The organism is Bacillus sp. FJAT-22090, assembly GCF_001278755.1.
Lineage (GTDB): Bacteria > Bacillota > Bacilli > Bacillales_A > Planococcaceae > Psychrobacillus.
Window position 1 is genome coordinate 3467111 of record NZ_CP012601.1, and the last position, 15699, is coordinate 3482809.

Below are 15699 nucleotides of genomic sequence, written 5' to 3' on the forward strand. Positions count from 1 at the left end.
ATGGTAGAAGATTTAAGCTGTGAGGAAAGTCAAATTACTATTTTGAACCGACCGCTTATTTGTCCTTTCTGCGAGCATGATGTATTTATTCCGTATACGACGTACAGAAATGTGGAAAAGCCAGGGATTGATGTGTTTCATGTAAACTATACGGCAGTTTGTACGCATTGTGGTGGTGTGATACAGTTTGTAGATCCGAGCTACTTCAATCGAGAGGGTGTTTACGTCTGGGCTTTTGAACAAACTCTCCTTCATGCACGCCCCCCAGAGCCACCTGTTATCCGCATAGTAGATGAGGTAACATTGCACGCGCAAAAACAATGCCTACATTTAGCACTTCGGCTACTTGTGCAAGAGAAAAATGTAGTTGATACGGTGCTTTCCTTAGCTGAGGAGGAACAGTATTGTAAAGTAATAGCATTATTGGAGTCGAAAACGTGTCAGTTTGTTGATGAAATCAATGCTGAAAAATGTTTAGCGTCAGCACTACATCAGTTAATGATGCACCGTATCGTCGACAGTAATCAATTACTCTCCACCGTAATAAATGAAAGCTATCCAGGTATTGAGCCATTTTTAAAGCAGTATATAAAATGAAAAAGCCTACAGTTGGTTCAAAGCGAGTTATAGCGTGATGAAATCACACATAGATTTACATGCTAATTTTAAATAAATGTTTTTAAGAATACATGTCAAAATAGAATCCATAATGTTAGAAATATAATGTTGTTTAATTAACGGGTGCTTTGGTTAAAGATCGTGGGGTTGCTTAGGTAGCTCTTTTTCTTATTCAACTAACGCAGCAGGTTAGCTTAATAAATATCAGATTTTGAATAGTTAATTTTAAATTTAGAAATATGTTATTATTTCACATTAGAGTATATTGCTTTAAATAATTTTAAAAGAACTTTGGAGGAACAATATGAATATAAAGTTAGCTACGCTAGAGCAAGTTAATCAAATAGAAATTTTATATCAAGAGCTTTTTTTTAAAATGTCAAACTTTCAGCCCAAATATATAAAGCCTACAAAGCAGGATGTAGAGTTTATAAGGAAAACAATAAATGAAAAGGATTCGGATATTTTATTAGCTGAAATTGATAACTGTACTATAGGTTTTTTACTTATTCAAGAACTAATCACACCATCATATACTTGTTTGGTTGAACATAAATACGCATTTATTCCAGATATAATTGTTGGAACCAAATATCAATCTCAAGGAATTGGTTCAGCTTGGTTATTAGAAGCAAAAAAATGGGCTGAAAATCGAAATTTAGATTACTTAGAGTTGAATGTACTGTCTGAAAATATTGGTGCTATTACTTTATATGAAAAGCAAGGATTTATAGATGTGAGCCATAAAATGCGCTATGAATTTAATTGAAAAGACATAGGGAGTATTAGTATGTTAAGAAACTAATTAATTCTGTTCAGTAATTGGGTCGTATTGTTAAAAATCAGAAGGAATTTTTGAGAAGGAAGTTGAAATTAATGATATTCTTCAACTAACGGGTGCTTTACTTCAAGGAGGAGTAAAGCATTTTTTCTTATTGAACTAAAGCAGCTGGTTACTTTAAGAAGGATTTTTTTCACTTCCTGGTGAAATTTTAAGTGTTGGTCAAATAGTTTAGAGGAGGAAGATGTAATGAATCAATCCGAGTTATTCTTAAGAATGCTTGACACAACGTTTAACGAAGAGAGTTGGTATGCACCATTACAACCTGCAATTAATGGACTCAACGCAGAACAGGCTATGTGGAGACCTGTAGGAGAGGCAGCAAATACAATATGGGAAAATGTTAATCATCTCATATACTATAAAGAGAGACTAACAGCAAATTTACAAGGCAATGAGTGGACACAAAATCTTGATGGTGATGAAACCTTCTCCCTTACGGAACAAATAAATGATGATGAGAAATGGTCAGCAATCGTTAAACGTGTAGAAATGGTTCAACGCAGTTTAAGAGAAGCAATAAGTAAAACGACAAATGAAGATTTTGAACAAAATAATTTAGAAGAAAAGTTATATAATATAATACTTCACGATGCATATCATACCGGTCAAATTATTCAAATTAGGAAGATGCAAGGTTCTTGGCCGTCACATCGTTAATAAGTGGAAGCGAAGGCTTGAAGGAAATTGTTGAATAAGCTTCACTTTTCTTCTTCAACTAACGGATGCTTTACTTCAAGAAGGAGTGAAGCCTTTTTCTTATTGAACTAACGAAGCAGTTTAGTTGAATAAGGAAAATGAACGATAGAAAACCAAAATATAGCAAAATGGAATTAAAGGTGAGGTATTTATGGAAAAGCTCGAAGCATTAAAAGAAACTTTAATCGAAGGTCAAAAATTATCAATGCAAGGTTCGTGGGATAGGAGAGCCCCAGCAAAAAAAGCGGTTCCTTTACTTTTAGAAGCAAGGCAAGGGTTAAAGGATTATGTAATAGAAAACGGAACAAATCCTCTTGCTTGGCGTTTGTTGTCGCAAGCCGAAGAATGCTAACTTAATTATAACAATGCTATTTATTGTCTGGAAAGAGCTATGTAGTTGGATAAAAAGAACCAAAAAGACCTTAAAAGACTTGCCCTTAAAAGACTATGGTGGAATGTGGAATGAACTAAACTTATCCGCAGAACAGTTGGAGTCCCTCGGTTTGTTTTTGGATGAAAAGTTAAATGTCGATGATTGTGACCACTCTCTTAGCCAAAATAAATAAAAATTGGCCCAGAAGTATGAGCATCATACTTCTGGGTCTTCTTCGTTTAGTTCATTATTGTACCTCTATGGTAAAGTCCATATTGGCTCTTTTTTCCTCGGAGTAAGGCCAGATTTGATTTGCTTTTTGAACGAAATCTTCTAATTGACTCTTTTCTATATTATTCCCTTTTACCTGTAAGTGAATAGCTAGTCTATAGCCTTCATCCTCTTCTGATATACCGACATTCGCTGTGACTTCTGAATCAAACTTTACTTGTTCTTTACTAGCTACAATTTGTAATGCACTATCAAAGCAAGCTGCGTATGCGGCTGCGAATAATTGTTCAGGGTTTGTAGCTTTTTCTGACTCTTCTCTTTGGCTTCCAGGTAAGACCGTTTCCAAATTAATAACACCGTCTGATGATTGAACTTTTCTTTCTCTTCCTCCAACAGCCGTAACAGTTGAAGTATATAGTATATCCGACATAACTTTACATCTCCTTAGAAATTAATGTTTATAGCGATCCTCATTTAGTTTTCCAAAGGGATGTTCTATTATGTGTCAAACTGAAAGAATAAAAAAGGAAATTTTCATATTGCATATAAAGAAAATGTTAGAACAAAAATTAATATGATAAAGAAAGGCGACTAGCTATAAAAACTTATCGCAATTTCATATATTATGGCGTTAAGGGTAAAGGTTGATTTTTCGTAAATTGGTATTATGAATTTTGCCTTCATTTAAAAAAGTTTGTGAAAGAATGTACTTAAACTAACGCAGCAGGTTAGTTGAAGATTCGCTTTCCGAAATAATCATCGTAAAGCAAATGGAAAATAACAATTAGCAGTTTAGTTACAGAAGAGTTTTTATATTCTAAAAATATGTTATAATCAAAAAGATTGCTTTGAAACGGGGGTTCTACCAATGATGATAATCGAACAAAAATAAATAGGAATAAAGTTAGACAGAATCTATTTGTTCAAGCGAATTCCTATTTCTTAAACAAAATGAATAATAGATAATTATCGGGAGGAATAGCTATGAACAAAAATTTACAAGAGAAGATTAAGGATATTCAAAATAAGGTTGATTTTTCAGGTTCAGTATTTGTTGAAGATAAAGATAAGGTGTTAGCAGAACAAAACTTTGGTTACGCAAATCGTTCTGATCAAATAGAAAATAACTCTGCGACCCGTTTTGGAATAGCATCTGGATGTAAATTGTTTACTGCAATAGCGGTCTGTCAACTTGTTGAAAAGGGGAAAATCTCTTTTGACTCTAAATTGACCGATTGTCTTGATATTGAATTAAAACACTTTGATGAAAAAGTGACTGTCCATCATTTACTGACACATACTTCGGGAATACCAGATTATTTCGATGAAGATGTAATGGATGACTTTGAGGAACTTTGGATTGCAAACCCAATGTATCACATAAGAAAGTTAAAAGATTTCTTACCATTGTTTCAAGATGAATCGATGAAAGCAAAAGTAGGAGAATCATTTCACTATAATAATGCTGGTTACATTTTATTAGGATTGATTGTTGAACAGACAAGTGGACTTGAATTCTCTGACTACATTCAAGCACACATCTTCAATAAGGCTAATATGATGAATTCTGGGTATTTTGCATTTGATTCTCTACCGCCAAATACAGCATTAGGCTATATCGATAAAACTGATGGAACTTGGAAAACAAATATCTATTCTTTACCTGTAAAAGGTGGTTCAGATGGTGGTGCATTTGTAACTGCAAATGATATGGCTAAGCTGTGGACAGCACTTATGAATTATCAACTTTTAAATGAAACGTACACAAATAAGCTTTTATTCACTCATACACAAGTCAATGAGAGTGGCTATTATGGTTATGGTATTTGGATTAAGAAAACCACAGAAAACAATATTCTGAAATACCATATAATGGGTTATGATCCGGGAGTTAACTTTAATTCTGCTCATTATCCTGACTTATCCATTAATGTAGTTGTTTGTTCTAATAAGTCGGATGGTGCGTTTAATATAATGAGTGGAATAGAAGAAGAATTGGTAAAAATAAAAGTTTTAAAATAGAGATGTATTAAAAGAACCCTACTTTTGAACTGCCCCGTAAATGTTAGACATTAACTAACATTTACGGGGTGTTTTTATGTCTAAATATACAGTAGAAGTTAAATTAGAAGCGGTGGAACGCTATTTAACTGGAAACCAAAGCTATAAAACTATTGCAGAAAGCATTGGCGCAGCTAAATCTCAAGTCATTACTTGGGTAAAACTATTTGAAGCACAAGGTGAACATGGTTTTCAGAAAGACGACTATACAAATTACTCATCAGCGTTTAAACTAGACGTACTCAATTTTATGATCAAAACTGGTGCGTCTCTTCGAGAAACCGCAAGCACATTTAATATTTCTTCCCCTAGTACCGTGTATAAGTGGGAACAGTTGCTTAAGACAAAAGGAATGGACGCGCTTGAACCAAAGAAAAAGGGGCGTCCATCCATGAAAAAACAAACGAAGAAAATTATATCACCAACATCCACTCCAGCAGAAGACTCAGTCGAAGCTCTACAAGCGAAAGTCGAGCGTTTAGAAATGGAAAATGCTTATTTAAAAAAGTTAAACGCTTTAGTTCAGACGCAGGAAAAATTACAAACAAAATCAAAGCGCAAGTAATTTTTGAACTAAAGGGACAATATGAGGTCGTGGATTTAGTTGAGGTCGCTGACATTCCACGCAGTACTTATTACTACTGGGAAAAACGATTGGATCAAGTCGATAAATATGAAGCGGGAAAAGAAGCCATTAAGATCATTTATCACGAACATAAGGGTCGTTATGGTTACCGTCGCATCGCGAAAGAACTGCAGAAATACGGTTTTACTCATGACCCGAAGACCATCAACCGCTTGATGAATGAAATTGGTTTAAAATGTGAGGTCCGTATGAAGAAGTATCGCTCTTATAAAGGAAACGTTGGGAAAATCGCTCCTAATGTACTACAACGTGATTTTAAGGCAGAGAAAATGAATCAAAAATGGGTAACAGACGTGACTGAATTCCATCTATTTGGAGAAAAACGTTATCTGTCACCTGTTCTTGATTTGTGTAATGGAGAAATTATCGCATATAAAGTCATGAATCGACCGGTCTACCAACTTGTAGGAGATATGTTAGACGAAGCTGTTCAGCGCCTCCAGCCAGGAGACGAAGTCATCCTTCATTCCGATCAAGGCTGGCATTATCAAATGAAAAAATATCAACAGACATTACAAGCACATCAAATTACACAGAGTATGTCTCGTAAAGGGAACTGTTTAGATAACGCAGTCATTGAAAATTTCTTTGGCCTATTAAAGTCTGAACTGCTTTATTTACAAGAGTTTGAGAGCATGGCGCATTTTGAAAAGGAATTAGAAGAATATATGGATTATTATAATCACAAGCGAATGAAGGCAAAATTAAAAGATCTGAGCCCGGTAGAATACCGAACACAGATCTTAGAAGCTGCCTAAATTATTTGTCTAACTTTATTGGGTCAGTTCACTTTCTGGGTTCTTCTTTTTAAATACCTAAAAGATTGTGAAAAGATGTACTTAAAGTAACGGGTATATGCATCTCCTGGAAGGTTAGTTTGTGAAGAGTTGTACTTAAACTAACGGGTGCTTTAGTTAAACTTGGCCATCATTTCGATGGTCTATTTTTTTATACATAACGTCAAGAAGATCTCAGAAATACATTTTGAAATGTTACACTTTAACTAACGGGTCAGGATAGTTCAATAAAAAGATAAAGACAACAACAAGTAAATCACTAGACTGGAGTGTTGTAATTGAAAGTTTTTTCTAAACTTTTTACAAGTACAAATATTAGTAGTATGACTATGTTTCTTGGTTTTTTGATTTTATATACTATTATTTCAGATATAGAACATAACATATTTGTTATTGCAATTATTACAATACTTTTTTGGGTAGCTAATTCATTGCAAGTTATCAAAGAAAATAGGAAGTAGCACATTGATACCTCCTGTTAGTTGTTATTAAACTAACGGGTGCTTTACTTCAAGAAGAGGTAAAGCATTTTTTCTTATTGAACTAACGGGGCAGTTTAGTTTAACGAGTATGTTATAAATAAGGGGAAGTTTAATAAAGTTGTTCATATCTAAAAATATAAAAGCATTAAAAAATCAAAGGTGGTTTTCAAGTTGAAATGCACCCAATGTCAAAGTGAAATGGTTACAGATTGTGGCGTTAATGTTGAAGGTGTAATGTATGGGATAAAAATATTTAAAAAGAGTAAAGGACTGTTCAACAAAGTGTCTGAAAAACCAAAAGCGTGTGTTTGTCCGAATTGTGGTTATGTTGCGTTCTATATAGATAATAATTATAAGAAATTCAAATAAACGGCTAATAAAGTAAGTTTCTTTACCTGTAAGGGTAGCTTTTTCTATTGAACTAACGCGGCAGTTTAGTTGAATAAGAATTTGTTTTATTTTAGATTATAAAGAGCGAATTTAGGAGGGGTATAATGTTAAAAAACAAAACTAAAAAATTCCGAGATATATTCCCTAGTCAAATATTTGAAATTTACCTAGAAGAAATTAACAAGTATGCTTATGGCGTTGTTTTACAAGGGGATTTAAAATTAAATAAATATGATGATATTGTAATTGGATTTCTAAACTCCTTTACTAATGAGTCGCTTAAAGTATCAAATATACACGAACTAATAGAGAGGAAACATTTCTCTATTATTGCTAATTCAGGTATCGCTTCAATACTTGATTATAGTTGGAAGTTTGTTGGTAGTTATTCTAAGCAGATTATGGACAACAACGAGTTAAGCAAGATAGAATATGCAACAAAGTTTATGGATAAGTTCTATAAAAGTGTTGGGAATAGTCATTTACCTATTTCTGACTGCCAGAAAATAAGCGAAGAAGAATATAAAAAAATCCCTAACCCTCTTGGAATTGTAGGAGATATTGCTATTGAAAACGATTTAGTAACTATTGCTAGTGTCAGTTCCACGCATTATTGATATTCTTCAACTAACGGGTGCTTTAGTTAAACAAGACCATCAAATAGATGGTCAATTTTTATGTCCAAAACATCAAGTAGATCTCAGAAATCCATAGTGAAATGTTACACTTAAAATGTGTTATTACATCGACCCACCGTATTGTTTCACAAAAGCAACTTTATCACACCATAAGAATCTTAATGAAATTTAGCTTGTCAATTACCTATAATACTAAGAATTAATATTTATGCTGCTTCTGATTGCATTAATGGTTAGTATCATATATTGTTGTAAATGCTAATACTTTGAGTTATTATAATTTTTAAAAAGTAAGTGAGGTGAAGAATCATATTACAAACAAAGCCAGCTTATCAAATCATATATGACACGATTCAACAGAAAATACTCGATGGTATTTTTCAACAAGGTGATATTTTGCCTTCAGAAGTTGAGTTAGAGAAGATGTTTAATGTGAGTCGAACACCTGTAAGGCAGGCATTAAAACAGCTCGAAAATGATCGACTTATTTACAGGGTGCAAGGTAAGGGATCATTTGTAGCAAATCGGCAGCCAAAAGAAACATGGACGAACATGTCAGGGTTTCGAAATCAATACAGTACCGATTGGGAGAAAATATCCGTAAGAACAATCGAACTAAAAAAAATAGTAGATCCCCATTTTTGTAGCCTTCTACATGTAGGAGAGAGTGAAGAATTGATTTATTTGAAGAGAATTAGGTATTTGAATAATCAGCCTATGATTTACCTGGAACATTATATTCGTTCCATATTGCCCATAGAGGTTTATCAAGAAGATGGGGCATTTTCTTCTGTCCAAAAGTTGCTGAAAGAAAAAGCCGGTATCGAGTTAATAGAAGTTGAGGACGAAATAGAAGCTGTAATAGCGGATCCTTATATTTCCGGTGCATTGCAAATTCCTAATTCGTCAGCAGTCTTAAAAGGAACCAGGATTTCCTATACAGAAAATAGAACGCCAATCGATTTGAATATTTTTTATATAAACACAAATAACTGGAAATATTACTCCCATTATCAAAATCATTCTCAAACTTAAAATAAAAAATGTCATAAATTAAAAATGAGACAAAAAACACCTATATAAATGTTTATGTTTAAAAAACGGCATTTGATAAAGGTGTTTTTCTATTTATACTAATATCTCCAAAGTAACACGATAAGACAGTTTTTAAAGAAAAAGCTAATTGGGAAAAATACTATCTTAATTAAATAAATAATACTTAGTATTATATCTTGTTGACAACTATTAATCCTATCATCTATTATTTAATTATTCGCATCTGTTAGAAAATAAATAATATTATATTTTCGGAGAATGTGTTTTCAACAATAAGTCTGTCAACAATACAAAAAAGGGGGATTTTTTATGTTTAAGTTAAAAAAACAGTTGATGTTAACTGCATTAATTGGACTATTGTCTATTATCATGATGGGATGTAGTGGCGAAATTTCTAAATCCAGCGCTGATGGAAAGAAAGACGAAACATCAAAAGTTAGTATTGCAGCATTAAATAATTATCCACCACTTATGTTCAAAAAAGAGGGTAAGCTGGTCGGTTTTGAACATGATATTTTGGAAGCGATTGCAAAAGAAGAACATCTTGATATTGTATATAAAGAGATGAAATTTGATGGATTTATTCCAGGATTGCAATCAAATCAGGTGGATGTTGCATCTTCATTACTAATACGTGAAGAACGTAAAGAAGTAGTAGACTTTGCAGACGTATTCTTAAAATCCGGACTCGTATTAGTTGTTGCTAAAGATAGTCCAATCCAATCATTAGAAGATCTGAAAGGTAAAACAATTGTCGCTACACAGGGCTCTACAACTTTAGAAAAGGCAAAAGAATTGGCAGCAAAATATGGTGGGGAAGCAAAGCCTCTAAAAGAAACTGATGCCCTTTACATGGATGTAGAAAATGGGAACTCAGATGCTCTCGTGCTCAACTCACCAACTGTTGACTACCGTTTAAAAGTGGATGGAGACAATGTTAAATTCAGAATCGTAGGAGAACATCTGACTGTTGATGAACATGCTTTTGCTGTTAAAAAAGGAAATACAGAATTAGTAGAAAAAATAAATTCAGGATTAAAGACCATTAAAGAAAATGGAGAATTCGATAAAATTCATGCTGAGTGGTTCGGTGAATAACAACTTGTATAAGGACTTGGAATAAACGTTGCTATTTACAACGTGTTAAATTATAGAAAAGAGGTGTTTTTATGGGAACAACACTAAAAGTAATTGAAGAAGCATTGCCATACCTCTTGCAAGGGTTGTACATGACAGTTTTAATCTCTGTCGTATCAATAATCATATCGCTTGGTATCGGTTTGGTCGCTTGTTTTATGCGAATGTCAAAGTATGCTATTTTGCGGTATCCCGCTGCAATGTATGTAAACCTCATTCGTGGGACTCCAATACTGATTCAAATATTATTCATCTATTTTGGTGCACCGTCTGTTCTGGATATAAGCCTTTCCGCTTTCACTGCGGGGCTGATTGCAATAAGTTTAAACATTGGGGCATATAATACAGAAATTTTTCGTGGCGGTATCGAATCGATTAGTAAAGGGCAAATGGAAGCTGGCAGATCACTTGGCTTTTCATATGCTCAAACAATGGCATTAATTATTTTACCTCAGGCAATACGTCGAATGATTCCTTCATTCGTTAATCAATTGACTCATGCCATTAAGGATACGTCTATGCTTTCCGTAATAGGAATAGCGGAATTGACAATGGTTGGACAATCAATTTACGCAATGAACTTCAGGTCCTTTGAAATATTGACGGTAGTGGGTGCATTTTACTTTATCACCATTTATACCGTTTCTCTTATTTCAACTAGGATGGAACGGAGGTTTGTGATTACATGATTAAAGTTGAGAATCTTTCCAAGTCATTTGGAAACTTAGAAGTCTTAAAAAATATTAGTACGTATATTGCACCACAAGAAGTGGTTTGCATTATCGGCTCTTCTGGTTCTGGAAAAAGCACATTCTTAAGATGTCTAAATCTCTTGGAAGAACCCACAGGTGGACAAATTATCGTTGAAGACGAAAACATAGTAGATAAAGACACGGATATTAATAAGCTCCGTCAAAAAATGGGGATGGTTTTTCAACAATTTAATCTTTTTCCACAAAAAAGTGTCATTGAAAATATCACTTTAGCCCCAATGAAATTAAAAAAGAAATCTAAAAAAGATGCCAAAACGCAAGCGATGGAACTATTAAAAAAAGTTGGGCTATCTGAAAAAGCCGACGTTTATCCTACTAATCTGTCCGGTGGTCAACAACAGCGAGTAGCCATTGCAAGAGCATTGGCTATGGAACCCCATGTCATGTTATTTGACGAACCTACTTCTGCACTTGATCCTGAAATGGTAGGTGAAGTTCTGAGAGTTATGAAGCAACTAGCAAAAGAGGGGATGACGATGGTCATCGTAACTCATGAAATGGGTTTTGCTCGTGAAGTGGCAGACCGAGTAATTTATATTGATGGTGGATGTATTATTGAGGAGGGTAACCCGCAGGATTTATTTTCAAACCCAACTCATGAGAGAACAAAAGCATTTTTATCAAAAGTTTTATAAAAGTATTTAGATTAGCTCTTCGTTTTTCATAGGATATCTAATCATTACGAAAAACGAAGGCTCACACTTTTGAAGGAAGTAGTCAAAAATTTTTAGAGTATCTTAGTATACTAAGTATGACATTTATATGTTTTTTTAAGAAGGAGAAGTCAGATGACCAAAACTGTCCTATTAATTGAACCTACTATCCGTCCGATCGGAGTAGATTATTTAACTAGCAATTTCAATGTAGTAGTAGCACCTAATGGATTAGAAGAAACGATTATAGAATATATAAATGAGCATAAAGCTCATGCAGTTATTATTAGAACAGAAAAAATCACTAAAAATATTTTAGAACAATGCCCTACTTTAGAGGTGATCGGTATGCACGGAGTTGGATTAGATACTATTGACGTGCCAAGCGCAACAGAGCATGGAGTAATAGTATTGAATGCTCCATTCAGCAATTATACGTCAGTAGCCGAACACTCTATTATGTCAATTCTCGCACTGAGTAGAGATTTAAGAGTAAGTGATTCAAAAGTTAGAAATAACGAATGGAATCACAGAGAAGTTTATTTTCCAATGGAAATAAACGCTAAAACTATTTTGATTGTTGGAATGGGTAAAGTTGGGCAGGATTTAGCTAAAAAAGCGAAAGCGTTTAATATGAATGTGTTAGGATTTGATCCATTTTTATCAGAATCAGAAATGAAAATACATGGTGTATTAAAGGTAGATGATGTGAACTTATATCTTCCACAATGCGACTTCATCTCATTACATGCACCACTTACAAAGAGTACTTTTCACATGTTTTCTGCAAAACAATTTGAATTAATGAAAGATACATCGTTCATAATCAACTTAGGTAGGGGCTCTTTGATAAATGAAGAAGCACTGCTAGATGCATTAGTTCATAAAAAAATAGGCGGTGCCGCATTAGATGTTTTAGAACAAGAACCTCCAAATAGCGATAATCCCTTGTTCAAATTAGAAAATGTAATCTTCACTCCTCATTTTGGCGGCGATACATTAGAAGCAAAGGATAGATGCTCTGAATCAATAACAAAAGAAGTTGGTATTGTTCTTCAAGGTCAAATATCTCGGAATTTAGTGAATCTGCAAGTATTAGGCAATGCCAAATATTTAAATAAAAATTCAATTAGAAGGAGTTAAATAAAATGAAATATCAAGGAATTATGACTGCTTTAGTTACCCCGATGGATGAAAATGGATTAGTTGATAAACAAGGTTTTGCAAATTTAATTCAAGATCAATTAAATAATAATATTCATTCTTTACTTGTATTAGGCGGAACAGGTGAATATACTGCACTTAATATGGAACAACGAAAAATAGCGATTGATGTTGCAATAAGCGAAGTTAATGGCAAGGTACCGGTAGTAGTCGGTTTGCTTTCTCCTGGGTTGGGAGACAATATAGAATTAGGAAAATATGCAAAACAAGCTGGTGCCGATTCTGTAATGGCCGTTACACCGTTTTATGTAAGCCCGACAAAAGAAGGTTTCATTCAATACTATGAAGTCCTTGATAAAGCTTTGGACATGCCGATTATCCTCTATAACATTCCGTATAAAACAGGCATTAATATGACGAATGATGTGGTGGAAAAAATTGTTGGGAAAATTCCGAACGTAGTGGGAATGAAAGTTTGTTCCGATAACATGGGAGATGTAATTGAATTAATCCAATCTGTTGGAGATAAAATCTCAGTTCTTTGCGGAGAGGATTATAGAGCGGTTTCATCATTTATAACAGGAGCACCTGGTGCTATTACGGCCAGTTCCAACCTTATCCCAAACGTTTGGGTGAAAATCTATGATTTGGTTCAACAAAAAGAATACGATGAAGCAGTAGAGCTCCATAAAAAGTTTTTCCCACTCATGAAGGCACTCTACAGAGAAGGAAATCCGGGTCCTCTAAAAGCAGCGTTAAATATGATTGGCTTGCCAGTCAGTTCTGTTTCAGTTCCATTATTAGATCCTTCACTCCAGGTAGTAGAAGAACTGAAGAGTAAACTGGATGAATTGATCGTACCTGTAAGATAACCTTTAATAGTGTTGGTTACCTATTCGACGAAATATTCAAGAAATACACTATTGTTGAATTAATAAAAACGAGAAACCAGTCATGATAAGAATTGACTGGTTTCTTAACTGAATTTTGTTTCTTTTGTGGATTTTAGTTTATATGTCACTTCAATTATTTGAGGGAATTCCACAAAATATAAAGCGATACTAAATTTGTAATGATTTTCATTATAGATTTGGGGTTAATAATCAAAAAAATGGACTTGTTTACTAGATTAGAAAATTCCAAGGAAAATGCGAACCGATTCAATGAAATTGTCATTAGCATGAACTGTCAATAAAGATAAAAGGTAGAATGGTTATAGAAAATTTATTAAAGATGCTAAAAAAATATATTTCGGAGGTTATTCACATGGTAGTCGCATATAAACACGAACCTTTTACAGATTTTACTAAGGAAGAAAATAAAGAGGCATTTGAAGAGGCACTTAAATTAGTACAATCATATCTTGGAAAAGACTATGATTTAATCATAGGTGGGGAGCGTATCTCAACAGAAGACAAAATTGTTTCTGTCAATCCGTCAAATAAAGAAGAAGTGGTTGGTCGTGTGTCCAAAGCCAACCAGGAGCTTGCTGAAAAGGCAATGAAAATTGCTGATAAAGCGTTCAATACATGGAAGAAAACAAAGGCTGAAGTACGGGCTGATGTTTTATTCCGTTCAGCAGCAATTGTAAGACGCCGTAAACACGAATTCTCAGCTATCTTAGTAAAAGAAGCTGGGAAGCCATGGAATGAAGCAGACGCAGATACTGCTGAAGCTATTGATTTTATGGAATATTATGGGCGGCAGATGTTGAAATTAAAAGATGGAGTGCCAGTAGAAAGTCGTCCAATCGAGCATAATAGTTTTAATTATATTTCGCTTGGTGTTGGGGTGATCATTTCGCCTTGGAACTTTGCATTTGCTATTATGGCAGGCATGACAACAGCAGCTATCGTTTCTGGCAATACCGTATTATTAAAGCCAGCAAGTACCACTCCAGTTGTGGCAGCTAAATTTATAGAAGTACTTGAAGAAGCTGGACTTCCAAAAGGGGTTGTCAATTTCGTACCTGGGAACGGGGCTGAGGTAGGAGATTATTTAGTTGACCACCCTCGCACTCGCTTTATTAGTTTCACTGGATCACGGGATGTAGGACTTCGCATTTTCGAACGGGCCTCAATACTAAGTGAGGGTCAAATTTGGTTAAAACGTGTTATTGCTGAGATGGGTGGTAAAGATACCATCGTTGTTGACAAAGAAGCGGATTTGGAATTGGCTGCTAAGTCTATCGTACTATCGGCTTTTGGTTTCTCAGGTCAAAAATGCTCTGCTTGTTCACGTGCAGTCATTGTTGAAGATGTATACGATTCAGTATTAAACCGTGCTATTGAACTTACAAAAGAATTAACCGTAGGAGATGGAGCAGATCCATCGAATTATATGGGGCCATTAAATGACCAAAACGCATTCGATAAAGTCATGAGCTATATAGAGATTGGTAAGCAAGAAGGTAAACTCCTTGCTGGTGGTGAGGGAGATGACACCAAAGGATGGTTCATCCAACCAACAATCATTGCTGATGTAGCAGAAGATGCACGTATAATGAAAGAAGAAATCTTTGGTCCAGTTGTAGCATTCTGTAAAGCACGTGATTTTGATCATGCCATTGAAATTGCGAATAACACAGAATATGGTTTAACAGGAGCTGTAATTTCTAATAACCGAGAAAATATCGAAAAGGCACGTGAGGATTTCCATGTTGGGAATCTATATTTCAATAGAGGATGTACGGGTGCTATTGTGGGATACCAACCATTTGGTGGATTTAATATGTCAGGAACGGATTCAAAAGCTGGCGGACCAGATTATTTAATTCAGCATATGCAGGGTAAGACAACATCAGAAATGCTTTGATAATGATTTGTTGATGATCTGAAGAAGTATTTATGAATCATATAATAACCAAGCCCATTTATAGAGTTACTGCGTATTGTATAGTTACAACCATAACATTAACTATCACTCGGGTTACCAAAACTTTAATGTAAAATAACCTTGAAGTCCTGTTTTATGGGTTACCAACTTTAATGTAATTAAAATTTATTGAAACATCCATATTTCGTTGCTGTTATTGAATTTTGGAGTTACCAGCTATAATGTCACTGGACAGCTGTTGTAGATTTGAAATAAAGTTTGACTGTTTATAAAAAAGATTAACTGTTTTGAATAAAGTTTAACTG

At 34.4% G+C, this 15699-nt stretch carries 15 protein-coding genes; 14 read left to right on the plus strand and 1 reads right to left on the minus strand.

Annotated elements, in window-relative coordinates:
- The 4 genes from AM499_RS17420 (at position 1) to AM499_RS17435 (ending at position 2510) form a co-directional block, all read left to right on the plus strand.
- Positions 1–597 carry a hypothetical protein gene (locus AM499_RS17420; protein ID WP_053591391.1) on the plus strand — a complete coding sequence of 199 codons (597 nt, stop codon included), beginning with the start codon at positions 1–3 and terminating at the stop codon, positions 595–597.
- Positions 598–922: 325 nt separating this feature from the next.
- Complete coding sequence (locus tag AM499_RS17425) at positions 923–1387, plus strand: GNAT family N-acetyltransferase (RefSeq protein WP_053591392.1); 465 nt, start codon at positions 923–925, stop codon at positions 1385–1387.
- Between the two features lie 261 nt (positions 1388–1648).
- Positions 1649–2119, plus strand: a complete 471-nt coding sequence (locus tag AM499_RS17430) for a DinB family protein (RefSeq protein WP_053591393.1) — start codon at positions 1649–1651, stop codon at positions 2117–2119.
- A gap of 190 nt (positions 2120–2309) precedes the next feature.
- Entirely contained in the window at positions 2310–2510 is a 201-nt protein-coding gene (locus AM499_RS17435) for a hypothetical protein (protein ID WP_053591394.1), read from the plus strand.
- Positions 2511–2778: 268 nt separating this feature from the next.
- On the opposite strand, the gene AM499_RS17440 is transcribed toward AM499_RS17435, so the two are convergent.
- Positions 2779–3192, minus strand: coding sequence for an Ohr family peroxiredoxin (locus tag AM499_RS17440; protein WP_053591395.1), 414 nt, complete (start codon positions 3190–3192; stop codon positions 2779–2781).
- Between the two features lie 554 nt (positions 3193–3746).
- Between AM499_RS17440 and AM499_RS17445 the strand changes: the two genes are divergently transcribed.
- The 10 genes from AM499_RS17445 (at position 3747) to pruA (ending at position 15373) form a co-directional block, all read left to right on the plus strand.
- Complete coding sequence (locus tag AM499_RS17445; RefSeq protein ID WP_053591396.1) at positions 3747–4784, plus strand: serine hydrolase domain-containing protein; 1038 nt, start codon at positions 3747–3749, stop codon at positions 4782–4784.
- A gap of 76 nt (positions 4785–4860) precedes the next feature.
- Positions 4861–6227, plus strand: a protein-coding gene (locus AM499_RS21470) for an IS3 family transposase (protein WP_156316825.1) whose coding sequence is annotated in 2 segments (ribosomal slippage) — positions 4861–5359 and positions 5359–6227 — 1368 coding nt in all. Because the reading frame shifts where the segments join, the coding sequence is not laid out codon by codon here.
- Positions 6228–7242: 1015 nt separating this feature from the next.
- Complete coding sequence (locus AM499_RS17470; protein WP_053591400.1) at positions 7243–7755, plus strand: hypothetical protein; 513 nt, start codon at positions 7243–7245, stop codon at positions 7753–7755.
- Positions 7756–8115: 360 nt separating this feature from the next.
- Positions 8116–8811, plus strand: a complete 696-nt coding sequence (locus AM499_RS17475; RefSeq protein ID WP_269432451.1) for a GntR family transcriptional regulator — start codon at positions 8116–8118, stop codon at positions 8809–8811.
- A gap of 330 nt (positions 8812–9141) precedes the next feature.
- Positions 9142–9930, plus strand: coding sequence for a transporter substrate-binding domain-containing protein (locus tag AM499_RS17480; RefSeq protein WP_053591402.1), 789 nt, complete (start codon positions 9142–9144; stop codon positions 9928–9930).
- A 71-nt stretch (positions 9931–10001) separates the two neighbouring features.
- Positions 10002–10658, plus strand: coding sequence for an amino acid ABC transporter permease (locus AM499_RS17485; RefSeq protein WP_053591403.1), 657 nt, complete (start codon positions 10002–10004; stop codon positions 10656–10658).
- Positions 10655–11377, plus strand: coding sequence for an amino acid ABC transporter ATP-binding protein (locus tag AM499_RS17490; protein ID WP_053591404.1), 723 nt, complete (start codon positions 10655–10657; stop codon positions 11375–11377). Before AM499_RS17485 ends, AM499_RS17490 begins: the two co-directional genes overlap by 4 nt.
- A 153-nt stretch (positions 11378–11530) precedes the next feature.
- A complete protein-coding gene (locus tag AM499_RS17495; RefSeq protein WP_053591405.1) occupies positions 11531–12538 on the plus strand; it encodes a hydroxyacid dehydrogenase in 1008 nt (335 codons plus the stop codon).
- Between the two features lie 5 nt (positions 12539–12543).
- Positions 12544–13431 carry a 4-hydroxy-tetrahydrodipicolinate synthase gene (gene dapA, locus AM499_RS17500; RefSeq protein ID WP_053591406.1) on the plus strand — a complete coding sequence of 296 codons (888 nt, stop codon included), beginning with the start codon at positions 12544–12546 and terminating at the stop codon, positions 13429–13431.
- Between the two features lie 394 nt (positions 13432–13825).
- Positions 13826–15373, plus strand: a complete 1548-nt coding sequence (gene pruA / locus AM499_RS17505) for an L-glutamate gamma-semialdehyde dehydrogenase (RefSeq protein ID WP_053591407.1) — start codon at positions 13826–13828, stop codon at positions 15371–15373.
- The last annotated feature ends 326 nt before the right edge of the window (positions 15374–15699 follow it).